General features: G+C 70.3%; 20 protein-coding genes. 4 read left to right on the forward strand and 16 right to left on the reverse strand.

All coding sequences use genetic code 11. From position 1 onward, the window contains the following. The 4 genes from mrdA to BKE38_RS10590 form a co-directional block, all read right to left on the reverse strand. Window positions 1–1,992 (reverse strand): penicillin-binding protein 2 (mrdA, locus tag BKE38_RS10575; protein WP_242662312.1); only part of this gene is annotated, 1,992 nt, incomplete at its 3' end. A 117-nt stretch (window positions 1,993–2,109) separates the two neighbouring features. After that, complete coding sequence (locus BKE38_RS10580; protein WP_076957284.1) at window positions 2,110–2,661, reverse strand: rod shape-determining protein MreD; 552 nt, start codon at window positions 2,659–2,661, stop codon at window positions 2,110–2,112. 10 nt (window positions 2,662–2,671) lie between these two features. Beyond that, window positions 2,672–3,535 (reverse strand): rod shape-determining protein MreC, encoded by an 864-nt coding sequence (gene mreC, locus BKE38_RS10585; protein WP_076957285.1) that lies wholly within the window; start codon window positions 3,533–3,535, stop codon window positions 2,672–2,674. Between the two features lie 39 nt (window positions 3,536–3,574). Continuing rightward, window positions 3,575–4,618 (reverse strand): rod shape-determining protein, encoded by a 1,044-nt coding sequence (locus tag BKE38_RS10590; RefSeq protein WP_076957286.1) that lies wholly within the window; start codon window positions 4,616–4,618, stop codon window positions 3,575–3,577. Between the two features lie 189 nt (window positions 4,619–4,807). Between BKE38_RS10590 and BKE38_RS10595 the strand changes: the two genes are divergently transcribed. Beyond that, window positions 4,808–5,047, forward strand: coding sequence for a YMGG-like glycine zipper-containing protein (locus BKE38_RS10595; RefSeq protein WP_076957287.1), 240 nt, complete (start codon window positions 4,808–4,810; stop codon window positions 5,045–5,047). 76 nt (window positions 5,048–5,123) lie between these two features. On the opposite strand, the gene BKE38_RS10600 is transcribed toward BKE38_RS10595, so the two are convergent. Next, a complete protein-coding gene (locus BKE38_RS10600) occupies window positions 5,124–6,698 on the reverse strand; it encodes an ABC transporter substrate-binding protein (protein ID WP_106409189.1) in 1,575 nt (524 codons plus the stop codon). Between the two features lie 355 nt (window positions 6,699–7,053). After that, complete coding sequence (locus tag BKE38_RS10605) at window positions 7,054–7,836, reverse strand: enoyl-CoA hydratase-related protein (RefSeq protein WP_076957289.1); 783 nt, start codon at window positions 7,834–7,836, stop codon at window positions 7,054–7,056. 142 nt (window positions 7,837–7,978) lie between these two features. Between BKE38_RS10605 and BKE38_RS10610 the strand changes: the two genes are divergently transcribed. Continuing rightward, window positions 7,979–8,410 carry an Lrp/AsnC family transcriptional regulator gene (locus BKE38_RS10610; protein ID WP_076957290.1) on the forward strand — a complete coding sequence of 144 codons (432 nt, stop codon included), beginning with the start codon at window positions 7,979–7,981 and terminating at the stop codon, window positions 8,408–8,410. A gap of 132 nt (window positions 8,411–8,542) precedes the next feature. Further along, entirely contained in the window at window positions 8,543–9,499 is a 957-nt protein-coding gene (locus tag BKE38_RS10615) for an arginase (RefSeq protein ID WP_165694157.1), read from the forward strand. A gap of 45 nt (window positions 9,500–9,544) precedes the next feature. On the opposite strand, the gene BKE38_RS10620 is transcribed toward BKE38_RS10615, so the two are convergent. The 8 genes from BKE38_RS10620 to miaA form a co-directional block, all read right to left on the reverse strand. Next, window positions 9,545–11,125, reverse strand: a complete 1,581-nt coding sequence (locus BKE38_RS10620; protein ID WP_076957292.1) for a 2-isopropylmalate synthase — start codon at window positions 11,123–11,125, stop codon at window positions 9,545–9,547. Window positions 11,126–11,628: 503 nt separating this feature from the next. Continuing rightward, the gene (gene puuE, locus BKE38_RS10625) at window positions 11,629–12,558 is read right to left on the reverse strand and encodes an allantoinase PuuE (RefSeq protein WP_076957293.1); all 930 of its coding nucleotides are present in this window, start codon (window positions 12,556–12,558) and stop codon (window positions 11,629–11,631) included. Window positions 12,559–12,604: 46 nt separating this feature from the next. Continuing rightward, the gene (locus BKE38_RS10630; RefSeq protein WP_076957294.1) at window positions 12,605–13,777 is read right to left on the reverse strand and encodes a zinc-binding metallopeptidase family protein; all 1,173 of its coding nucleotides are present in this window, start codon (window positions 13,775–13,777) and stop codon (window positions 12,605–12,607) included. A 62-nt stretch (window positions 13,778–13,839) separates the two neighbouring features. After that, a complete protein-coding gene (locus BKE38_RS10635) occupies window positions 13,840–14,229 on the reverse strand; it encodes a VOC family protein (RefSeq protein ID WP_076957295.1) in 390 nt (129 codons plus the stop codon). 81 nt (window positions 14,230–14,310) lie between these two features. Continuing rightward, window positions 14,311–15,327: a ketol-acid reductoisomerase gene (gene ilvC / locus BKE38_RS10640; protein WP_076957296.1), complete on the reverse strand. Its 1,017-nt coding sequence runs from the start codon at window positions 15,325–15,327 to the stop codon at window positions 14,311–14,313. Between the two features lie 69 nt (window positions 15,328–15,396). Next, window positions 15,397–15,921 carry an acetolactate synthase small subunit gene (ilvN, locus tag BKE38_RS10645; RefSeq protein WP_076957297.1) on the reverse strand — a complete coding sequence of 175 codons (525 nt, stop codon included), beginning with the start codon at window positions 15,919–15,921 and terminating at the stop codon, window positions 15,397–15,399. Between the two features lie 59 nt (window positions 15,922–15,980). After that, entirely contained in the window at window positions 15,981–17,777 is a 1,797-nt protein-coding gene (locus BKE38_RS10650; RefSeq protein WP_076957298.1) for an acetolactate synthase 3 large subunit, read from the reverse strand. 115 nt (window positions 17,778–17,892) lie between these two features. Then, a complete protein-coding gene (gene miaA / locus BKE38_RS10655; RefSeq protein ID WP_076957299.1) occupies window positions 17,893–18,888 on the reverse strand; it encodes a tRNA (adenosine(37)-N6)-dimethylallyltransferase MiaA in 996 nt (331 codons plus the stop codon). A gap of 26 nt (window positions 18,889–18,914) precedes the next feature. On the opposite strand from miaA, the gene serB reads away from it, so the two are divergent. Beyond that, a complete protein-coding gene (serB, locus tag BKE38_RS10660; RefSeq protein WP_076957300.1) occupies window positions 18,915–19,805 on the forward strand; it encodes a phosphoserine phosphatase SerB in 891 nt (296 codons plus the stop codon). Between the two features lie 75 nt (window positions 19,806–19,880). Here serB and BKE38_RS10665 read toward each other — a convergent pair whose 3' ends face one another. Both BKE38_RS10665 and BKE38_RS10670 read right to left on the reverse strand, forming a co-directional pair. Continuing rightward, window positions 19,881–21,476, reverse strand: a complete 1,596-nt coding sequence (locus BKE38_RS10665) for a DegQ family serine endoprotease (protein WP_076957301.1) — start codon at window positions 21,474–21,476, stop codon at window positions 19,881–19,883. A gap of 285 nt (window positions 21,477–21,761) precedes the next feature. After that, window positions 21,762–21,953, reverse strand: coding sequence for a DUF2065 domain-containing protein (locus BKE38_RS10670; protein WP_083747457.1), 192 nt, complete (start codon window positions 21,951–21,953; stop codon window positions 21,762–21,764). Between the last annotated feature and the right edge of the window lie 19 nt (window positions 21,954–21,972).

The following is a 21,972-nucleotide window of genomic DNA, read 5'->3' on the forward strand; positions in this document are numbered from 1 at the left end:
GCGCCCGCCGCCATCGACCCCGCCAGCCGCCCCCACCGCGCCGGCGGCAGGCGGCCTGGCCCCCTCGGCGCGCTGCTGCGGGCTGCGCGGCGCCTCGGTGGTGCGGGCGGGCGGCGTGCCATTGGCCTGCGGGGCCGCCGGCGCGGTGGGGGCGGCTGGCGGGGTCGATGGCGGCGGGCGCAGGCGAGTCATCACCTCGACCATGACGTCGCGCGCCAGGGGCGCGGCGGCGCCGGAGCCGCTGGTGCCGTGCTCGACCACGACCGAGATGGCGTATTGCGGGTTGTCATAGGGGGCGAAGGCGACGAAGAGCGCATGCGGCCGCCATTCGCGCGGCTGGTTCTCGACGCGGAAGCCGCGCTCGCGCTGCTCGCGGGAGACGCGGCGGACCTGCACCGAGCCGGTCTTGCCGGCCAGCACGCCGAGATGGCCGGGGATCTTGCCGGTCTTGCCGGTGCCGCCCTCCTCGTTGACCACGGCCCACATGCCCTCGCGCACCAGCCGCAGGTCGCGCTCGGGGATGGCCAGGCTGGGCCAGTCCTCGGCGCGGATGCCGCGCTGGGCGCGGCCGTCCAGCGCCCGGGTCAGGTGCGGCTGGACGGCGCGGCCGGTCGCCAGCCGCGCCGTCATGGTGGCCAGCGCCAGGGGCGTCATCTGGTAGAAGCCCTGGCCGATGCCATGCACCACGGTGTCGCCGAGATTCCACGGCTTGCCCTGGTCGATGCGCCATTGCCGGGTCGGCACCAGCCCGGCGCGGGTGCCCGGCAGCTCGATCTCCAGGTCGACACCCAGGCCGAAGCGGCGCGCCATGGCGGCGATGCGGTCGATGCCGGTGCGCTTGGCGACCTCGTAGAAATAGACGTCGCAGGAATACTTCAGCGCGCCGCGCAGGTCCTGGCTGCCATGGCCGTAGCGGTTGTGGCAGTGGAAGCGGCTGTCGCCGAGATCATAATGGCCGGGGCAGAAGACCCGCTCCCCGGGCGTCACCGTCTTCGCCTCCAGCGCCGCGAGACCCACGATCATCTTGAAGGTGGAGCCCGGGGCGTAGAGGCCGTTGGTGGTCTTGTTGATCAGCGGCGTGGCGCGGTTGCGGGTCCATTCGCGCCATTGCGCGTTGGAGATGCCGGAGCTGAACAGATTGGGGTCGAAGCCGGGCTGGCTGGCCATGGCCAGCACCTCGCCGTTGCGCGCGTCCATGACGACGACGCTGGTGCCTTCCTCGATCCGCTCGCGCACCACCTTCTGCAGCTCGGCGTCGATCGAGATCTGCAGGTCCTGGCCGCGCACGCCCTCGCGCCGGTCGAGCTCGCGGATGACGCGGCCGACCGCGTTGACTTCCATCTGCACCGTGCCGGCGCGGCCGCGCAGCAGGCGGTCGTGGTGCCGCTCGATGCCGGCGCGGCCGACGCGGATGCCGGGCAGACCCAGCAGCGGGTCGCCATCGATGTCGCGCTCGGCGGGGGGCGCGACATAGCCCACCACATGCGCCAGATGCTCGGTATAGGGGTAGAAGCGGGTGGTGCCGACATCGACGCTGATCCCCGGCAGGTCGGGGGCATTGACCTCGATCTTCGCCATCTCCTCCCAGGAGAGGAACTCGCGCAGCACGACGGGGACGAAGCGGCGGCGGCGGCGGACGTCGCGCTCGATGCGGGCGCGCTCGGCCTCGGTCATCGGCAGGATGCGGCTCAGCGTCTCCAGCGTGGCGGAGACGTCCTGGGTCTGCTCGGCGGTCAGCAGCACGCGCCAGTTCAGGTCGTTGGCGGCGATGACGCGGCCGGCGCGGTCCAGCACCCGGCCGCGCGGCGGCGCCAGCAGCCGGGTGGAGACGCGGTTCTCCTCGGCCAGGGTGGCATAGCGCTCGCCTTCCTCCAGCTGCAGCTTCTGCAGCCGGAAGCCCAGGAAGCCGAACAGGCCGAGCTGGCTGGCGCCCAGCAGCAGGGCGCGCCGCGTGAAGATGCTGGAGCGCCGCTCCTCGTCCCGCTTGCTCACCCGCGCCCCCTGCTGGCCATCCGCCGAACCCACTGTGCGTTGTCCGCCCAGATCGGGGCAAAGACCTAGAAAACAAGATGTTATCCGAAATGACGGGCTTCTGCCGCCAGAAAAAGATCAGGCCAGATCCTCGGCCCGGCGCATCGCCCGGTGCAGCCGGGTCAGCAGCGCCGCGATCGCCGGGTAGAAGCCGGCGCTGAGCGCGAACTGCACCAGCGCCGGCGCGACCGGCGGCAGCCGCAGGTTCAGCACCGTGACCAGCACGAAGCCCAAGGCCGCCGTGCCGGCGGCGAAGCCGGAGAAGATCAGCCAGACCACCAGGAAGGACTGGCGGACCAGGAAGCGGCGGAAGCGCAGCGCCAGGCCATGCACCAGCAGCAGCGTCAGGATACCGGTGCCGAGCGGCGCAAAGCCCAGCAGATCCTGCAACAGCCCCATGCCGAAGCAGACGGGCGGCGACATCGCGGCGGGGCGGAACACCGACCAGAAGAAGACGCAGCCCAGCGCCACCGCCGGCAGCGCCGAGGGCAGGCCGACCGGCGTCGAGGTCAGCACCATCAGCAGCGCCGTGGTCACCGCCGGGAAGGCGGCCCGCGCGATGGCATCCAGCCGCCGCAGCAGCCCCATGGGCGGTTGTGGCCGCCCCTTCACCGTGCGTGGTTCCTGCATGGAAGGAGGCTCAGCGCCGCGGCCGCGGCTCCGGCCGGGCCACCGCCTCGGGCGGCAGGATGCCGGTCAGGCCGAAATCGAAGATGCGCAGCAGGTCCAGCTTGTCGAGCCGGGCATAGAGCTCGACCTCCGGCGCGCCGCCCTCGCTCCAGCGCACCACGCCGACCGGCAGGCCGGCCGGGAAGACGCCGGCCTCGGCGCTGGTGACGACGCGCTCGCCATTCTGCGGCGGCTGGCCCTCCGGCCAGTGCTGCAGCCGGGGACGCTGGCCGTTGGTGCCGGCCAGCATGGCGCGCGACCGGCTGCCCTCCAGCACCACCGGGATGCGGCTGTTCATGTCGGTGACCAGCAGCACCCGGGCCGAGCGGTTGCCGACCTCGGTGACGCGGCCGGCCAGGCCGCGCTCGTCCAGCGCCACCTGCCCCTTGCGCAGGCTGACCCCGGGATTGACCGAGAGCAGCACGGCGCGGGCATAGGTGCCGCCGGCATCGGCCACCACGCGGGCGGTGTGGAAGCTGGCCTGGGCCTCGGGCATGTAGTGCAGCTGGCGGCGCAGCAGGCCGTTCTCGGCCTCCATGGCGAGCGCCGCCGCCTGCCAGCGGTGCAGCCGCTCGTTCTCCTCGCGCAGGCGGAGGTTCTCGGCGCGCATCGAGGCCAGGTAGCGCAGGTCCTGCACCGCGTCGCGCAGCGCCCCCATCGGCTCGGCCACCACCGCGTAGATCGGCGCCAGCGTGTCGGCCAGCGCCATGCGGCCACGCTCCACCAGCACCGTGTCGGCCTTGCCCAGCAGCATGGTGCCGAAGGCGGCGGCGATGAGCACGGGCATGGTCAGGCGCGACAGCGCCTGGCGCAGAGGAATGCTGAGACGGATCACGCAGCCTCCATCCGCCCGGACTGGTCCGGGCGAGGGCCCTTAATACATCGACGAGAGGACGTGGCGAAGCCGCTTCATCTCATCCAGGGCGCGCCCGGTGCCCAGCGCCACACAAGCCAGCGCTTCCTCTGCCACCGAAACGGGCAGGCCTGTCGCTTCGCGCAGCACCTGGTCGAGCCGCTGCAGCAGGGCGCCGCCGCCGGTCAGCACGATGCCCTTGTCGACGATGTCGGCGGCGAGCTCGGGCGGCGTGTTCTCCAGCGCCACCTTCACCGCCTCGACGATCTGGGTCACCGGCTCGGCCAGCGACTCGGCGATCTGGCGCTGGCTGACGACGACCTCGCGCGGCACGCCGTTCATCAGGTCGCGGCCCTTGACCTCGGTCAGCGGGCCTTCGTCGCCATAGTCGGGGACGGCGGCGGCGCCGATCTCCATCTTGATGCGCTCGGCCGTGCTCTCACCGATCAGCAGGTTAAACTGGCGGCGGATATAGCTGATGATCGCCTCGTCCAGCTTGTCGCCGCCGACGCGGACCGAGCGGGCATAGACGATGCCGCCAAGCGAGATGACCGCCACCTCGGTGGTGCCCCCGCCGATATCGACGATCATGCTGCCCGAGGGCTCGGTCACCGGCAGGCCGGCGCCGATCGCGGCCGCCATCGGCTCCTCGATCAGCAGGACCTTGCGGGCGCCGGCGGATTCGGCCGATTCCTGGATGGCGCGGCGCTCGACGGCGGTGGAGCCGGAGGGCACGCAGACGATGATCATCGGCGAGGCGAAGGAGCGCCGGTTGTGCACCTTGCGGATGAAATGCTTGATCATCTCCTCCGCCACCTCGAAATCGGCGATGACGCCGTCGCGCAGCGGACGGATGGCGGCGATGTTCCCGGGCGTGCGGCCCAGCATCAGCTTGGCCTCCTCGCCCACCGCCAGCACCTGCTTGCGGCCGCGGATATCGGCGATGGCGACGACCGAAGGCTCGTTCAGCACGATGCCACGACCCTTGACATAGACCAGCGTGTTGGCCGTGCCGAGGTCGATGGCCATGTCGGCGGAGAGGAAGCCGAACAGGCGAGAGAACATGCAGCGAACCTCCCAGGGAACATCAGCCAATGAGGCACCGGCCCGCGCCGCGGAAGCGGGCGGATCGAAGGCGCCGTGGCTTACCGTCCCTGACCTTCCCGCTCAAGCGCCAATCGGCCTCGGGTGACGCAACCTTCACCCCCCGGCCGCGTTGCAGGTTCACTCAGCTTTCGAACGAGGACATACCCCATGCGCAAGACCTCCCTTGCCCTTCTGGCCCTGGCGAGCATCGGCCTGGGCGCCTGCGGCTACTCGACCGGCGACCGTGCCGCTTCCGGCGGCCTGCTCGGCGCCGGCGCCGGCGCTGCGGTCGGCTCCTTCTCGGGCAATGCCGGCGCAGGCGCGCTGATCGGCGGCGCGGCCGGCGCCCTGGGCGGCGCCGTGACCAGCCCGAACACCGTCAACCTGGGCCGCCCCGCCTGGCGCTGAGCCGGCGGCACGTCTCAGAGCAGCGAAGCCGGGACGCAAGTCCCGGCTTTTTTCGTGTCCAGCCCGCCGCGCCGGATCAGGCCGGCTTGACGTTCCAGAAGCTGGCGAAGCCCGGCAGCACGCCGGTGACGCTCGAGCGATAGGCCGTCGGCTGGAAGTAATTGCCCAGCGGGTAATAGGGCACCTCCTCCATGCTGATCGTCTGGATCTTGCGGCAGATCGCCTGCTGCGCCGCCAGGTCCGGCGCCTCGAACCACTGCTGGCGCAGCGTCTCGCTGCGCGGGCTGACCGACCAGCCGGGATAGGCGGTGCCGTTGCCGCGCAGCGCCAGATGCACCGCCGGGTTCAGCCAGTCCGCCCCGGTCCAGGAGCTGACGAAGGCGTTCCAGCCGCCGGCATCGGCCGCGTCCTTGCGGTTGCGGCGGGCCAGCAGCGTGCCCCAGTCGGTCGCCAGATAGTCCACGTTCAGCCCGGCCCGCGTCATCATGTCGGCGGCGACGTCGCCCTGGGCCTTCAGCCCGACCGAATCGGCCGGCACCAGCAGCACCACCTTCTCGCCCTTGTAGCCGGCGGCGAGGATCTCCTTCTTGACCTTGTCGTAGTCGCGCGGGCCCTGCAGCGGGCTCAGCCCCTCGGTCGTCGCCATCGGCGTGCCGGGGGCGAAGAAGCCCAGCGGCGTGCGGTACATCGCTGGGTCGTTGCCAACCACCGCCTCCATGAAGCTGCGCTGGTCGACGGCGCCGAACAGCGCCCGGCGGATCACCGGATTGTCGAAAGGCGGCTGCAGGTGGTTGATCCGCAGCATGGTGACGAAGCCGGTCGGGTCGGTCGTCGCCACCTTGATCTGCCGGCTGCGCGTCAGCAGCGGCAGCACGTCGTGGTAGGCGTATTCCATCCAGTCCTGCTCGCCGGTCAGCAGCGCATTGGCGGCGGTGCCGGCATCGGGCTGGGTGGTCCAGACCAGGCGTTCGTAATGCGCGACCTTCGGCCCCGCGGTCCAGCCCAGCGGGCCGTCGGCGCGCGGCTGGTAGCGCTCGAACCTGGCGTAGGAATTGCGCGCGCCCGGCACCCGCTCCGAGGCCAGGTAGCGATAGGGGCCGGAGCCCACCATCTCGGTGACCTGCTTGAACGGGTCGGTCTCGGCCAGGCGCTGCGGCATCATCGCCGGCATCGGCGAGCCCGGCTTGCCCAGCGCCAGCGGCAGCAGCGGGAAGGGCTTCTTCAGCCGGAACTGGATGGTGCGGTCGTCGGGCGCCGACAGCTCCTCGGTCGCCGCCATCAGCGCTTCGCCGAAGGAATCCCGCCTGGCGAAGCGGCGGATCGAGGCGACGCAGTCCCGCGCCAGAACCTTCTCCCCGTCATGCCAGGTCAGCCCGTCGCGCAGCGTCAGCTTCCACAGCAGCCCGTCATTCTCGACGACATGGCCGGCGACCATCTGCGGATGCGCGGCGAAGTTGGCATCCACGCCATACAGCGTGTCGAAGACGAGGTAGCCGTGGTTGCGGCTGACATAGGCGGTGGAAAAGACCGGGTCGAGATAGGCCAGGTCCAGCTGGGGGATGAAGCGCAGCGTGGTGGCGGACTGGGCCCGCACCACCGCCGGCGCCAGGGCAGCGGCACCGATGCCCTGCAAGAGGCTGCGTCGCAGCATGGAGATCTTCCTTCTGACGGAGCAGGGACCGGCTTTTTCTCCCGTTCGAATCTATGCATAGGTCACGGCGCGGTGACAAGGAGTTGCTTAGACAGCAAAGAATATCGCTCTGCGATGCAAGAAGTAACAGAGGAAGGCCAGGGGAATGAATTCCCCTGGACCCCTTCTTTTTTCTTTCAGACTGCCGTGTCGGGGTGAAGACAGGACCCGAAACGGCCGATCCTCAGCACGACCTGTGAAGTCGCGCATCGCATGCGATGGCGTCCCGCCGCCATGCCCTGGTGTCGCCAGTGGCGCGGCGCAGGTCAGGTCACCGCCGGCCATCAGATATGGGGGGGAATTATTCCCCCAACCTTCAGACGACCCAGCTTGCCTTCCGCTTCTCCAGGAAAGCCCCGATCCCCTCCCTGCCCTCCTCCGACGCCCGCCGCTCCGCGATGCGGCGGCTGGTCTCGGCGGAAAGCGACGCATCGACCGGGCGGCCCTCGGCCAGGAAGACCAGTTCCTTGGCCGCTGCCACCGCGCCGGGGGCGTTGCGCAGCAGGCTGGCCACCACCGCCTCGCCGGTCGCGGCCAGTTCGGCCTCGGGGACCACCTGGTGCAGCAGGCCGATGTCCTGCGCGGTCTCGGCCGAGAAGACCTCGGCGGTGATGAACAGGCGGCGCGCCTGGCGCGGGCCGATGGCGGCGACGACATAGGGGCTGATGGTGGCCGGCGTCAGGCCGAGCTTCACCTCGCTCAGGCAGAAGCGTGCGGCGGGGGTGCCGATGGCGATGTCGCAGCAGGCGACCAGGCCGACGCCGCCGCCATAGGCGCTGCCCTGCACCAGCGCGATGGTCGGCTTCGGCAGGCGGTCGAGGGCGTGCAGCATCGCCGCCATCAGGCCAGCATCGGCCTCGTTCTCGGCCTGGCTCTGCGTCGCCATGCGCTTCATCCAGCCGAGATCGGCGCCGGCGGAAAAGCTGCCCCCCGTGCTGGCCAGCACGACGACGCGCACCTTGGGGTCGGCGGCCAGGCGGGCCAGGGTCGCGTTGAGCTCGGCGATCAGCGCGTCGTCGAAAGCGTTGTGCCGGTCCGGGCGGTTCAGCGTCAGGGTGGCGACGCCGCGGGCATCGACGGCTTCGAGCAGCAGGGTCATCTGGATGTCTTCTCCCTCGGCCTGCGATCGCCTGTGGCCTCACGCCGAAAGGGCGTGAATCGCCGGCCCCGATGTCGGGGCGGGAGCCTATGACCGGGCCGGGCTTCCGCCAAGCCGGGGGCGGCCGCTATCCTGGCGGGGCATGACCGTCCTCGACGAGACCGACCGCGCGCTGCTCTCCCTGCTGCGCGCCGATGCCCGCCAGCCGCTGACCAGCCTGGCGGCGGCGCTGGACCTGTCGCGCGCCACGGTGAAGGCGCGCATCGACAGGCTGCTGGAACGCGGCGTCATCCAGGGCTTCACCGTGGTGCTGCGGCCGGAGGCGGAGATCGCGCCGATCCGCGCCATCACCATGGTCGAGATCGACGGCAACGCCACCGACCGCATCACCCGCCGGCTGCAAGGCCTGCCCTCGGTCACCGCCATCCACGCCACCAATGGCCGCTGGGACCTGGTGCTGGAGCTGGAGGTCGCCAGCCTGGAGGCCTTCGACGCCGCGCTGCGCGAGATCCGCCAGATCGAGGGCGTGGCCAACAGCGAGAGCAACCTTCTGCTTGCCCGGCGCAAGGGTTGACGATTCGCCCATTGTGACACTGCGTTTTGCGCGGTCGACCGCCCGCATTGCGCAAAATATCGTCTGTAAGCTGAACACCTCGTCCATCATATTCCCGCTCCCCCGAGATCGGGCTGGATGGAGGACGATATGGTGAACGCTGTTCGTATCCCTGGCTGGCAGGTTTCTTCGGCGCTGCCGATGAGCTTCGGCGCGACCATGGATCTGGGGGCGAGCCGCCGTGGTGCGGCCGGCGGCCCGCTGGCGCTGCGCGGCGCCGGCCTTCTCTCTGCCCTGGGCCATGGCGCCATGGACCGCGGCGACGTGACCCCGGCCGAGGCGGCCCCGGTCGCCGGCGCCGACATGGGCCATGCCGCGCATTCCCTGCCGGCGATCGCCGGCTGGGTGCAGGCGGTGCGCGCGCAGGCCGCGGCGATCCTGGCCGAGGGCGGGCTGCCGGTGCTGCTGGGCGGCGACCACAGCCTGCCGATGGGCTCGGTGGCCGCGGCGGCCGACCATGCGGCGCGCCTCCGCCGTCCGCTCTTCGTGCTGTGGATGGACGCGCATGGCGACTTCAACACGCCGGCGACCAGCGGCACCGGCAATGTGCACGGGATGAGCCTGGCCGCGCTCTGCGGCGAGGCGGGCCTCGGCGCCGTCTGGGGCGAGGACGCCCCGGCGGTGGTCGATCCCAGCCGCGTCATGGTGCTGGGCGCGCGCGACCTGGACGACGACGAGGCGGCGCTGATGGCGGCGCGCGGCGTGCAGGCGGTGTCGGTCGCGGCGATGCGGCGGGACGGGATGGCGGCGCTGGCCGGCTTCCTGGACCGCGTCGCGGCCGAGGACGGGCTGCTGCATGTCAGCTTCGACATCGACGTGGTCGACCCGGCCTATGCGCCGGGGACGGGCACGCCGGTCGCCGGCGGGCTGGAGCCTTCCGAGGCGGCCGAGGCGCTGTCGATGGTGTCGGGGGGCGGCCGGCTGATGAGCCTCGACATCGTCGAGGTCAATCCGGCGCTGGACCAGCAGCATCGCACGGCGCGGCTGACGGTCGGGCTGATGCGCTACCTGTTCGGCACCAGCATGGACTGGCTGCGCCAGGCGGCCTAGCGCAACGCGGGGCGGGCCCAACGAGGCCCGCCCCCCTGGAAAAAATTACGCCCGCATGATTTCGGGCGGCGCGGTGCGGGCGCGCTTGGCCAGCAGCTTGTTCAGCGCATGCACATAGGCGCGGGCCGAGGCGATGATGGTGTCGGTGTCGGCGCCCTGGCCATCGACCAGCTTGCCGCCTTCCTCCAGGCGCACCGTCACGCGGGCCTGGGCATCGGTGCCGCCGGTGACCGACTGCACGGCATAGAGCTTCAGCACCGCGCTGTGCGGCACCACCTGCTGCAGCGCGTTGAAGGTGGCGTCGACCGCGCCGTCGCCGCCGGCGACCGCCTCGACCTTCTCGCCGTCGATCTCGACCGCCAGCGACGCGGTCGGGCGGGTGCCCATGCCGGTGGCCACCGTCAGAGCCAGCAGCTTCATGCGGTCCTGGGCGCGCACCACCTCGTCGTCGACCAGGGCGACGATGTCCTCGTCGAAGACGGTCTTCTTGCGGTCGGCCAGGTCCTTGAAGCGGCGGAAGGCGTCGTTCAGCTGGTTGTCGCCCAGGCTGTAGCCCAGGCTGGCCAGCTTGTCGCGGAAGGCGGCGCGGCCGGAATGCTTGCCCAGCACCAGCGAGTTGGTCGCCCAGCCCACGGATTCCGGCGTCATAATCTCGTAGGTGGTCTTGTCCTTCAGCACGCCGTCCTGGTGGATGCCGGACTCATGGGCGAAGGCGTTGCGGCCGACGATCGCCTTGTTCGGCTGCACGTCGAAGCCGGTGATGGTGGCCAGCAGGCGGCTGGTCTTCAGGATGTTGGTCGTGACGATGTTGGTCGAGTACGGCATGACGTCGGCGCGGGTGCGCAGCGCCATGGCCACCTCTTCCAGGCTGGCATTGCCGGCGCGCTCGCCGATGCCGTTGATGGTGGCCTCCACCTGGCGGGCGCCGGCATCCAGCGCGGCCAGGGTGTTGGCCACCGCCAGGCCCAGGTCATCGTGGTTGTGGGTCGACAGGATCACCCCATCCGCGCCCGGCACGCGCTCGCGCAGCATGGCGAAGATGCGCGCCATGTCGGCCGGCACGGCATAGCCCACGGTGTCGGGGATGTTGATCGTGGTGGCGCCCGCCTTGATCGCGGTCTCGACGCAGCGGCACAGGAAGTCCGGGTCGGTGCGGCTGCCATCCTCGGCCGACCATTCGACGTCGGCGACATGGTTGCGGGCCAGCTCGACGGACTTCTGGATGGCCTCCAGCACCTCTTCCGGGCTCATGCGCAGCTTGACGCGCATATGCAGGTCGGAGGTCGACAGGAAGATATGGATGCGCTGGCGGGCGGCGGCCTTCACCGCCTCGACCGCGCGCAGGATGTCGCCGGGGGCCGAGCGCGACAGGCCGCAGACCACCGGGCCGTCCTTGGCGAAGCGCTGGGCGATGGACTGCACGCTCTCGAAATCGCCCTGGCTGGCGATGGGGAAGCCGGCCTCCATGACGTCGATGCCCAGCTCGTGCAGGGCCTCGGCCATGCGCAGCTTCTCCTCCAGGTTCATGGAGAAGCCGGGCGACTGCTCGCCATCGCGCAGAGTGGTGTCGAAGACGATGACCCGCTTGTCGTCGATGGTGCCGAAGCTGGGATGGATGATGGCCATGAGGGGCGTTCCTTCGTTCTGACTCTACCGTTCCGTCACAAGCGCGCGCGGCGCCAGGGGTTCCCCCTGAGCGATGCCGGCCTGGTCAGCCGGGCGTCACGCCCAGGGGCGGCTAAGTCGAAGGAGAAGGAGGCCGGTGAGCGCGCGCAGGCCAGCAGCGGCGGAGCCGTTCTGCAGACCGGAGATGCGCGCGGGGGCGTTCATAGGGCGGAGGTTAGACATTGGGCGGGGACAGAAGCAAGGGGGCAGAGGCAGGCCAGGAGAATGAATTCCCCTGGACCCCTTCTTTTTTCTGTCAGGCTGCCGCCGTCCGGTGGCGAGGCGGGCCGCGAAAGCCCTGCAACAGGGCGACCTGTGACCGAGTGATTAAATTATAAAATGGCGGCCCGCCTGGACACATTCGCGACGCGCGTTGGTCGGCGCTGGTCTGCCCATGGCCGATGAACAGAAAAAAGATGGGGGCTTGGGGGAATTCATTCCCCCAACCTTGGTCTGTCTTCGCTTCAGCCCTGCTGCGGCGGATGCACCGTCAGCCAATGCTTCGCGATCTCCTCCCGCGTCGCCACCCAGACGTCGTCGCGCCTGGCGACGTGGTCCATGAACCGCGCCAGCGCCGCGGCCCGCGCCGGGCGGCCGACCAGGCGGCAGTGCAGGCCGACGCTCATCATCTTCGGCGCCGTCTCGCCTTCCTTCATCAGGAAGTCGAAGGCGTCGGTCAGGTGCTGCTCGAAGCCGTCGTTGCTGGTGAAGCCCGGGGGCACCGCGAACTTCATGTCGTTGTTGTCGAGGGTATAGGGGATCACCAGCAGCGGCTTGCCGTGGACCGGGACATAGTAGGGCAGGTCGTCGTCATAGGCGTCGCTGTCGTAGAGGAAGCCGCCATGCTCGGCGACCAGGCGGCGGGTCTGCTCGCTGATGCGGCCGGTGTACCAGCCGACGGGCGGGCGGCCGGTCAGGCGGTCGATGGTGGCGACGGTCTCGGCGATATGGGCGCGCTCGGTGGCCTCGTCGACATGCTGGTAGTTGATCCAGCGCCAGCCATGGCTGGCCACCTCGTGCCCGGCCTCGACGAAGGCGCGGGCGGCGGTGGGGTTCAGCTCGAGCGCGCGGCCGACGCCATAGACGGTCAGCTTCATGTTCCGCTCGGCGAAGAGGCGGAGGATGCGCCAGACGCCGGCGCGGGCGCCGTAGTCGAACTGGCTTTCCTTGCCGATGTCGCGCATCCCCAGCACCGGGTTGCCGCCCGGGGTCTCGTTGAGAAAGACCTCGCTGCCGGCATCGCCGTTGAGGACGGTGTTCTCGCCGCCCTCCTCGTAGTTCAGCACGAAGGACAGGGCCAGCTTCGCGCCACCCGGCCATTGCGGGTTCGGGGGCGTCGGGCCGTAGCCCAGGAAGTCGCGCGGATAGCCGCTGTCGGGGGCGAGCTTGCTCATGCGTCAAGCCTGCCGCGCCCCCGCCGGCGCGGTCAATCGGAGGCTGCTACTTCTTCGGCGGATGCACCAGCGATTGGATGAAGGCCAGCTTCGCCACCACCGCCGGCGACAGCACGAAAGGATAGAGGTCGGGCGTGCCCATGCAGCGGTTCAGGCTGTTCACCGCCGCCGTCAGCGGCACCCAGGCCTCCATCACCGGCTCGATGCTGGTGGCGCGGTAGGGATCGAAATCGACCTCGGCGGTCAGCTCGTCGCGGCGGTCCACGCCAGGATCGATGCCGATGCCGAAGGCCCGCGCCATCTCCAGCGTGTCGACGATGTGCAGGTAATGCGCCCAGGTCTCGGCGAAATCCTCCCAGGGGTGGGCGGTGGCATAGGTGCTGACGAAATTCTCCTGCCAGTCCTCCGGCGCGCCCTGGTCGTAATGGCGCTGCAGGGCGGCGCCGTAATCCTGGCTGTCGTCGCCGAAGACGGCGCGGCATTCCTCCAGCCTGCCGCCATCGCGCACCAGCCGGTCCCAGAAGTAATGGCCCGATTCATGGCGGAAATGGCCGAGCAGGGTGCGATAGGGCTCGCCCATGGCGGTGCGGCGGCGGGTGCGCTCGGCATCGTCCGCCTCGGCCAGCGCCAGGGTGATCAGCCCGTTGTCATGGCCGGTCATCACCTTCTGGCTGCCATCCGGTGCATCGGCCAGGAAGTCGAAGGCCAGGCCGTTCTCGGGGTCTTGCGTGCGGTCGGCCAGCGGTAGGCCAAGGCGCAGGAAGCTGTACATGGCGCGGCGCTTGGCCACCTCGATCTTGCGCCACTGCGCCAGGTTGGCGGCATCCGACAGGTCGGGGATCGTGCGGTTGTGCCGGCAGGCCAGGCAGAAGCGGTCCTCGCTCTCCGCCGGGACCAGCCAGTTGCAGGCCTCGTGCCGCGCATTGTCGCAGAAGCGCTGCGGCTGGTCCGGCGCGGCGCGCGGTCGCCAGAGCTGGTCGACGGCGGCGCTGATGCCAGCCTCGGCCGCCGGCGCGGCGCCCACCGCCTGGGCCGGCGCGGCCTCCGGCGTGGCGGGGGCCGCGACGCCTGTCCCCTCCCCTTCGGCTGCCTCGACCGGGTCGAGCGCGGTCAGCCGGTTGCGCCCGGGCAGGTAGCCCAGCGTGGCGCCGCAGCGCACGCATTGCGTGTTCTCGAAGTAGAGAAGCTGGCCGCAGACCTCGCAACCGAAGAGGCGCATGGTATCCCCGCTGTGCTGGAGCGATGCAGCAACGGGCCGCGCGGGCGCAGGTTGCAGCCCGCTCAGCGCGGGACCGGCGAGCAGATCTCCACCAGGCAGCCATTCAGGTCGCGGACATGCCCGACCACCTGGCCCCAGGGTTTCTGCGCCGGCGGGGTGACGCCGGTCGCCCCGGCGGCGATGGCGAGGGCATAGGCGGCCGCGGGGTCGTCGGTGACGAAGGCGACCTCGAAGCCGGCGGCCGGCGCGTCGGCGCGGTTGGGGCGGATCTCGGCGCCGTTCAGCGCGGCCATCTCCTCGCCGGCGAAAGCCAGCGTGGTGGCGCCGGTCTCCAGCTCGCCATAAAGGCCGCTCTCATGCAGGAAGCGCTGTTTCAGGCCGAAGGCGCGCTCATAGAAAGACAGCGTGGCCGGCACGTCGGCGACATAGAGGATGGTGTAGCCCAGCTGCATCGCAGCGCTCTCCCGGACATAAAAAAGGCCGGGGGAAAGAATTCCCCCGGACCCCCATCTTCTTTCTGTTCTGAAAGAAAATCAGTTCTTGGTCTTGTCGACCAGCGCGCCCTTGGTGATCCAGGGCATCATGCCGCGCAGCTTGGTGCCGACCTCCTCGATGGAATGCTCGGCCAGGCGGCGGCGGGTCGCCTTGAAGGACGCCTGGTTGACCTTGTTCTCCAGCATCCAGTCGCGGGTGAACTTGCCCGACTGGATGTCGTTCAGGACGCGCTTCATCTCGGCCTTGGTCTCGGCGGTGATGATGCGCGGGCCCGTCACGTACTCGCCATACTCAGCGGTGTTGGAGATCGAGTAGTTCATGTTGGCGATGCCGCCCTCATAGATGAGGTCGACGATCAGCTTCACTTCGTGCAGGCACTCGAAATAGGCCATCTCGGGGGCGTAGCCCGCCTCGACCAGCGTCTCGAAGCCGGCCTTGATCAGCTCGACCAGGCCGCCACAGAGCACGACCTGCTCGCCGAACAGGTCGGTCTCGCACTCTTCCTTGAAGGTCGTCTCGATGATGCCCGAGCGGCCACCGCCGACGGCCGAGGCATAGGACAGCGCGATCTCCAGCGCATTGCCCGAGGGGTTCTGGTGCACGGCCACCAGGCAGGGCACGCCGCCGCCCTTCTGGTACTCGCCGCGCACGGTGTGGCCCGGGCCCTTCGGCGCGATCATGAAGACGTCGATGTCCGAGCGCGGCTCGATCAGGTTGAAATGCACGTTCAGGCCATGCGCGAAGGCCAGCGCCGCGCCTTCCTTCATGTTGGCGTGCAGGTGGTCGCGGTACAGGTCGCCCTGGCCCTCGTCCGGGGTCAGCACCATGACCAGGTCGGCCCACTTGGCGGCCTCGGCCGGGGACAGGACCTTGAAGCCGGCGGCCTCGGCCTTCTTCTGCGAGGCGCCGGGACGCAGGCCGATCACGACATCGGCGACGCCGGAATCGCGCATGTTCATGGCATGGGCGTGGCCCTGGCTGCCGAAGCCGATGACGGCGACCTTCTTGCCCTTGATCAGGCCCACATCGGCATCACGGTCGTAATAGACGCGCATCTGGCGCACTCCCCCGGTTGGGTTTGACAATCAGGCGGCGGAAGGGGCGCTCTAACCCCTTCCGTCAAATCAGGTGGTCAGGCTCGAGGTGCCGCGGGCGATCGCCACGGCGCCGGTGCGCGACACTTCGGCCAGGCCGATCGGGCGCATCAGGTTGATGAAGGCATCCAGCTTCTCGCCGCTGCCGGTCATCTCGAAGACGAAGCTCTCGGTGGTGGCGTCGACCACGCGGGCGCGGAAGGCGTCGGCCAGGCGCAGCGCCTCCTGCCGGGCGGAGCCGCTGCCCACCACCTTGATCAGCGCCAGCTCGCGGTTCAGGTGCGGCCCTTCCAGCGTCAGGTCGGCGACCTTGTGGACGGGCACCAGCCGGTCGAGCTGCGCCTTGATCTGCTCGATCACCATCTCGGTGCCCGAGGTGACGACGGTGATGCGCGACAGGCGCCCCTCGGCGTCGACGGGGGCCACCGTCAGGCTGTCGATGTTGTAGCCGCGGCCGGAGAACAGGCCGATGACGCGGGCGAGGACGCCGGCCTCGTTCTCCACCAGCACCGCGATGGTCGCGGCGCGCTGCGTCATGTCGGAAGCGTCGGGCATGGGAAGTCCTGCGGATAGCCGTTGGGGATCGCGGTCGTCGAGGGCGGGCGGCGCGGTGCTCAGACCAGCGCCGTCCCCTCGTCGGTCACGCCCCGCCCGCCGGAGATCTGGTTGGAGGCCAGCAGCATCTCGTTGTGCGCGGCCCCCGACGGGATCATCGGGAAGACGTTCTCCTTCTCGTCGACGGCGACGTCGACGATCACCGGGCGGTCGATGGCGATCATCTCGCGGATCACCCGGTCGAGGTCGTCGGCCTTCTCGGCCCGCATGCCGACGCCGTGGAAGCTTTCCGCCAGCTTGACGAAATCGGGCAGCGCCTCGGAATAGCTCTCGGAGTAGCGGCCGCCATGCAGCAGCTCCTGCCACTGCCGCACCATGCCCATGTAGCGGTTGTTCAGGATGAACACCTTCACCGGCAGGCGGTACTGGGCGAGGGTCGCCATCTCCTGGATGTTCATCAGGATCGAGGCCTCGCCGGCGATGTCGATGCACAGCGCCTGCGGATGCGCCACCTGCACGCCCATCGCCGCCGGCAGGCCATAGCCCATGGTGCCGAGCCCGCCCGAGGTCATCCAGCGGTTCGGCTTCTCGAAGCCGAAATACTGCGCGGCCCACATCTGGTGCTGGCCGACCTCGGTGGAGATGAAGGTCTCCTTGCCGGATTCCTGGGTCAGCTCGTACAGCCGCTTCACCGCATGCTGCGGCTTGATGATGCTGCCTTCCTGCACATAGGCCAGGCACTTCCTGCCGCGCCACTCGTCGATCTGGCGCCACCACTCGGCGAGGCTGGCGCGGTCCTGCTCGGCCGGGCTCGCCTCCCAGGCGGCGATGAGGGCGCGCAGCACGGCCGCCGCGTCGCCGACGATCGGCACCTCGACCTTGACGTTCTTGTTAATGGACGAGGGGTCGATGTCGGCGTGGATCTTCAGCGAGTTCGGCGCAAAGGCGTTCAGCCGCCCGGTCACGCGGTCGTCGAAGCGGGCACCGATGTTGAACATCACGTCGCACCCATGCATGGCGAGATTCGCCTCATAGGTGCCGTGCATGCCCAGCATGCCGAGGAACTGCGGATCGCTGGCCGGATAGGCGCCGAGGCCCATCAGCGTGTTGGTGATTGGCAGGCCGGCGAGGCGCGTGAACTTCGTCAGCAGCGCCGAGGCCTCGGGCCCGGCATTGATGACGCCGCCGCCGGCATAGACCACCGGGCGCTTGGCCGACTTCAGCAGGGCGACGGCCTTGGCGATCTGCGCCGCCTCGGGCTCGACCTGCGGGCGGTAGGAGCGGTGCTCGGCCTCGGGGGCCGGCTTGTAGGCGCCCTTGCCGATCAGGATGTCCTTCGGCAGGTCGATCACCACCGGGCCCGGGCGGCCGGAGCGCGCCACGTAGAAGGCCTCGTGCACCGTCTCGGCCAGCTTGTCGATCTGCTTGACCAGGTAGTTGTGCTTGGTGGCGGGCCGGGTGATGCCGGTGGTGTCGGCCTCCTGGAAGGCGTCGTTGCCGATCAGATGGGTCGGCACCTGGCCGGTCAGGCAGACCAGCGGGATGCTGTCCAGCAGCGCGTCCACCAGGCCGGTCACCGCATTGGTGGCGCCGGGGCCCGACGTCACCAGCACGCAGCCCACCTTGCCGGTGGAGCGGGCATAGCCCTCGGCCGCATGCACCGCCGCCTGCTCGTGGCGGACCAGGATGTGGCGGATGGCGTTCTGGTTGAAGATGGCGTCGTAGATCGGAAGGACCGCGCCGCCCGGATAGCCGAAGATAACCTCTACGCCCTGTTCCTTCAGCGCGCGCAGGACGATCTCGGCACCCGTCAGGGACTGGGTGTCGGATGCGGCGGGAAGGGTGGCGGAGGACATGATGCGGCCTGGCTTCCTGGAAATGGTTGGTCGAGTGGTTGGGACTGGCCTGGGCCGGCCGGGATGCCGCATGCTGCCATGCGCCGCCCGCGGTCAGGCCGTCCGGGACCCCGATCTACGCTCGCTCTCCCGCGGCGTCAACGCGCGAACAAACAAAAGCGAAAATTTCCCGCCTTTGACTTTCTGAAAATTGCTTCAGATCCCTGACGCGCGCATGGATCGTATGCGTCTGGCGGGCAGCATCGACGCCGGGGACCAGGGTCTGGTGGCGGAACCAGGTCGCCTGCCGCTTGGTGTATTGCCCGGTGACCAGGCAGGCCCGCCGCCCGGCCTCGGCCAGGTCGATGGCGCCGTCCAGCATGGCCGAGAGCTCCGGCACGCCATGTGCGCGCATTGCCGGCAGGGCCGGGTCAAGTCCCCTCGCCCGCAGCGCCTCGACCTCGGCCACCGCGCCGCCGCCGATCATCGCCGCCCAGCGCTGCGCGATCGCGTCCCGCAGCGCGTCGCGCGGCGGGTCCAGGCGGAGCGCGGCGAAGCGCCAGGGCGCCGGCTCACCGCTCGATTCCGCCTGCCAGGCCGACAGCCCCTTCCCCGTGCCAAGCCAGACCTCATACGCCCGGGCCAGGCGCTGGCTGTCGGAGGGGCGCAGCCGCGCCGCCGTCGCCGGGTCCACGGTCGCCAGCCGGGCATGCAGCGCGGCCGGGCCCTCTTCCGCCAGCAGGCCGCGCGCCTCGTCCCGGGCTTCCTGCGGAATCGGCGGCACCTCCGCCAGCCCCTCGGCGAGAATGCGGAAATACATGCCCGTGCCGCCGCAGAGGATCGGCAGCTTGCCGGCCGCCCGCGCCGCGTCCATCTCTTCCAATGCCCGGCCGCGCCACCAGGCGGCGCTGGCGGCCTGTCCGGGGTCGCGCTCGCCATAGAGGCGGTGCGGCACCGCAGCCTGGTCCTCGGCCGAGGGCTGGGCGGTGATCAATTCCAGCCCGGCATAGACCTGCATGCTGTCGGTGTTGATCACCACGCCGCCGAAGCGCTGGGCCAGGCCCAGGGCCAGCGCCGACTTGCCGCTGGCGGTCGGTCCCGCGACGAACAGGGCGAAAGGTTGATCCGTCATGCGGCCGCGGGCATCTTCCGCCCCGCATGCAGCATGTGCTCACCCTGATCGCGCCAGCAGGCCAACTGCCGGCGTCCACCGTCACCCGCGTCCGCGACGCGCTGACCGCCCTTGGCGCCTCGCTGGGCCCGGCCGACTGGCTGGCCGAGGACAGCGCCGTCGACCTGCCCTTCGAGGGCCTGGCCGCCGAGCAGGCCGAGGCCGCCGCCCGCGCCGCGCTCGACGGCGCGGCCGTCGACACGGTGGCCCAGGCCGTGGAAGGCCGGCGCAAGCGGCTGCTGATCGCCGACATGGACAGCACCATCGTCACCAGCGAGACGCTGGACGAGCTGGCCGCCTATGCCGGCTTCGGCGAACAGGTCGCCGCCATCACCCGCCGCAGCATGAATGGCGAGATCGACTTTTCGACCGCCCTGCGCGAACGCGTCGCCATGCTGAAGGGCCTCTCCCTCGACGCGCTGGAGGCCACCTGGGCGCAGACCCATCCGATGCCGGGCGCGGCGGAGCTGGTGCGCACCATGCGCGCCAACGGCGCCCATTGCGCGCTGGCGAGCGGCGGCTTCACCTGGTTCACCGGGCGGGTCGCGGACAAGCTCGGCTTCAGCAGCCACCATGCCAATGTGCTGGAAGACGACGGCAAGGCGCTGCTCGGCACCGTCACCGAGCCGGTCTTCGACCGCGACGCCAAGCTGACGACCCTGAAGCGGCTCTGCGCCGAGCTCGGCCTGCCGCTCTCGGCGGCGGTGGCGGTCGGCGACGGCGCCAACGACCTCGCCATGATCGGCGCGGCCGGCCTCGGCGTCGCCTATCACGCCAAGCCGATCGTGGCGGCATCCGCTAGAGTGCGGGTGGATCATAACGACCTTCGGGCCCTTCTTTTCGCCCAAGGATATCGCCGCGCCGAGTTCGTCTCGTAAAGACGCGCCCCCGAAACAAGAGCATGAAAAAGGGGGCCGCGAGGCCCCCTTCCCTGTCATGGCGCGACCACCCGTTCAGCCCGGGCTGTTGCCGCGCTCCGGCGCGATGCGCAGCGGCACGAAGCGCTGGCCCTGGCCGTTCTCGATCAGCATCAGCGCGCTGGGGCGGTTCTGCCGCCGCAGCCGGGTCAGCTGCTCCTGCACCTCCTGCGGATTCGAGACGCGGTTCTGCTGCACCTCGACGATCATGTCGCCGGCGGCGATGCCGCGCTCGGCCGCGTTGCTGCCCGGCGTCACCTCGGTCACCACCACGCCGCGGGCGTCGTCGCGCAGGCTGAAACGCTCCTTGGTCTCGGCCGAGATCGAGGCGACCTTCAGCCCTAGGCCCGAGAGCTCCACCACCGCGCCGGGGCGCGAGGGCGTGGCCGCCGGGGCCGAGGCCTGCTGCGGCTCGTTCGGCAGCTCGAGCACGGTGATCTCCAGCTGGTGCTCGCGGCCGCCGCGCCAGACGGTGACCGGCGCCTTGGTGCCGACCGGCGTCTCGGCGACGATGCGCGGCAGGTTGCGCATCTCCCGCACATCCTGGTTGTTGAAGCGCAGGATGACGTCGCCGTTCTGGATGCCGGCCTTGGCGGCCGGGCCGTCCTCCTGGGCGCGGGCGACCAGGGCGCCGCGGGTGCCGCCCTGCAGGCCCAGGCTCTCGGCGATCTCGTCGGTGACCTGCTGGATGTTCACGCCGACCCAGCCGCGCCGCACCCGGCCGCCGTCGCGCAGCTGCGCCACGACGTTCTTCGCCAGGTTGGACGGGATGGCGAAGCCGATGCCGATCGAGCCGCCGGAGGGCGAGACGATGGCGGTGTTGATGCCGATCACCTCGCCGCGGACATTGAACAGCGGGCCGCCGGAATTGCCGCGGTTGATGGCGGCATCCGTCTGGATGAAGTCGTCATAGGGGCCGGCATTGATGTTGCGGCCGCGCGCCGAGACGATGCCCGAGGTGACCGAGCCGCCGAAGCCCAGCGGATTGCCGATGGCCAGCACCCAGTCGCCGACCTCGGCATGGTCGGAATCGCCGAAGGGCACCACCGGCAGCGGCTTCTCCGACTTCACCCGCAGCACGGCCAAGTCGGTGCGCGGGTCGACGCCCACCAGCTCGGCCTTCAGCGTGGTGTTGTCCTGCAGCACCACGTTGATCTCGTCGGCGCCGTCGATGACGTGGTTGTTCGTCACGATGATGCCCGAGGCGTCGATGATGAAGCCCGAGCCCTGGCTCTGCTGCCGGCGCGGCGGCTGGCCGGGGCGGGCATTGCCGCCGCCGGGCGGTCGGTTGCGCTCGAAGAAGTCGCGGAACAGCTCCTCGAAGGGGCTGCCCGGCGGGGCCTGCGGCATTTCCGGCGCATCCGGCCGGCCGCCGCGCGCCTGCATCGTCTGGCTGGTCTGGATATTGACCACGGACGGCAGCAGCCGGCGCGCCAGCGGCGCGAAGCTTTCCGGCGTGGCCGCGACCGGGGCGGGCGCTGCGTTCGGCGCCGGGGTCGGCGGCTGGGCCGGCGTGGCGGCCGGGGGCGCAGCCGGCGAAGACTGCGCCAGGGCCGCACCCCAGGGGCTCCCAGACAGGGCGAGCGGCGCCGTCAGCACGGTGGCGCTCAGAAGGAGGGTGGCGAGACGCATCGGGCAAACCTCGCTTGCAGCGAACAGGATCCGGGCGGGGGAGCCGCACGGCGATGGATCCGACATAAGGCCGCGCTGGCATGACAGGAAGGGGAGCAGCCGCCGCGGGGCCGCGAAAACCTGTGTCAAAAAGCCTCCCTGCAGCTTTCGTGACCTTTCATGACCGCCCCGCCATGCGGCGCCGGCGGGACCAGGGCGCGCGCAGCCTGCCACGCCGCCCCTTGCGATCCCACAAAGGCCAGGTTGGAAAGGCCAAGCTGGAACGACGAGGCCGGCCGGCAGGCGTCAGCGGGTCAGGAGCGTGGCGAGGCCGATGCCCACCGCGGCAACGGCCAGGCCCACCAGCCGCAGCCGCTCGGGCGGCAGGGCCAGGGTGGTGGCCAGCATGCGCCGCATCGCCTCGGGGAAGGCGGCGTAGAGCAGGCCCTCCAGCGCCAGGAAGGCGAAGGCGCCGGCGATCAGCTGCATCAGGGTCATGACAGGGGGTGGCCCGGAC

This window comes from Teichococcus deserti (genome assembly GCF_001982615.1).
In the GTDB taxonomy this organism is placed as follows: domain Bacteria; phylum Pseudomonadota; class Alphaproteobacteria; order Acetobacterales; family Acetobacteraceae; genus Pseudoroseomonas; species Pseudoroseomonas deserti.

Coding starts and splice junctions, on each gene's coding strand:
- BKE38_RS10580 (WP_076957284.1), bottom strand. CDS start 2,661: ATGCAGGAACCACGCACGGTGAAGGGGCGGCCACAACCGCCCATGGGG.
- BKE38_RS10590 (WP_076957286.1), bottom strand. CDS start 4,618: ATGTTCTCTCGCCTGTTCGGCTTCCTCTCCGCCGACATGGCCATCGAC.
- BKE38_RS10595 (WP_076957287.1), top strand. CDS start 4,808: ATGCGCAAGACCTCCCTTGCCCTTCTGGCCCTGGCGAGCATCGGCCTG.
- BKE38_RS10600 (WP_106409189.1), bottom strand. CDS start 6,698: ATGCTGCGACGCAGCCTCTTGCAGGGCATCGGTGCCGCTGCCCTGGCG.
- BKE38_RS10605 (WP_076957289.1), bottom strand. CDS start 7,836: ATGACCCTGCTGCTCGAAGCCGTCGATGCCCGCGGCGTCGCCACCCTG.
- BKE38_RS10610 (WP_076957290.1), top strand. CDS start 7,979: ATGACCGTCCTCGACGAGACCGACCGCGCGCTGCTCTCCCTGCTGCGC.
- BKE38_RS10620 (WP_076957292.1), bottom strand. CDS start 11,125: ATGGCCATCATCCATCCCAGCTTCGGCACCATCGACGACAAGCGGGTC.
- puuE (WP_076957293.1), bottom strand. CDS start 12,558: ATGAGCAAGCTCGCCCCCGACAGCGGCTATCCGCGCGACTTCCTGGGC.
- BKE38_RS10630 (WP_076957294.1), bottom strand. CDS start 13,777: ATGCGCCTCTTCGGTTGCGAGGTCTGCGGCCAGCTTCTCTACTTCGAG.
- BKE38_RS10635 (WP_076957295.1), bottom strand. CDS start 14,229: ATGCAGCTGGGCTACACCATCCTCTATGTCGCCGACGTGCCGGCCACG.
- ilvC (WP_076957296.1), bottom strand. CDS start 15,327: ATGCGCGTCTATTACGACCGTGATGCCGATGTGGGCCTGATCAAGGGC.
- ilvN (WP_076957297.1), bottom strand. CDS start 15,921: ATGCCCGACGCTTCCGACATGACGCAGCGCGCCGCGACCATCGCGGTG.
- BKE38_RS10650 (WP_076957298.1), bottom strand. CDS start 17,777: ATGTCCTCCGCCACCCTTCCCGCCGCATCCGACACCCAGTCCCTGACG.
- miaA (WP_076957299.1), bottom strand. CDS start 18,888: ATGACGGATCAACCTTTCGCCCTGTTCGTCGCGGGACCGACCGCCAGC.
- serB (WP_076957300.1), top strand. CDS start 18,915: ATGCAGCATGTGCTCACCCTGATCGCGCCAGCAGGCCAACTGCCGGCG.
- BKE38_RS10665 (WP_076957301.1), bottom strand. CDS start 21,476: ATGCGTCTCGCCACCCTCCTTCTGAGCGCCACCGTGCTGACGGCGCCG.
- BKE38_RS10670 (WP_083747457.1), bottom strand. CDS start 21,953: ATGACCCTGATGCAGCTGATCGCCGGCGCCTTCGCCTTCCTGGCGCTG.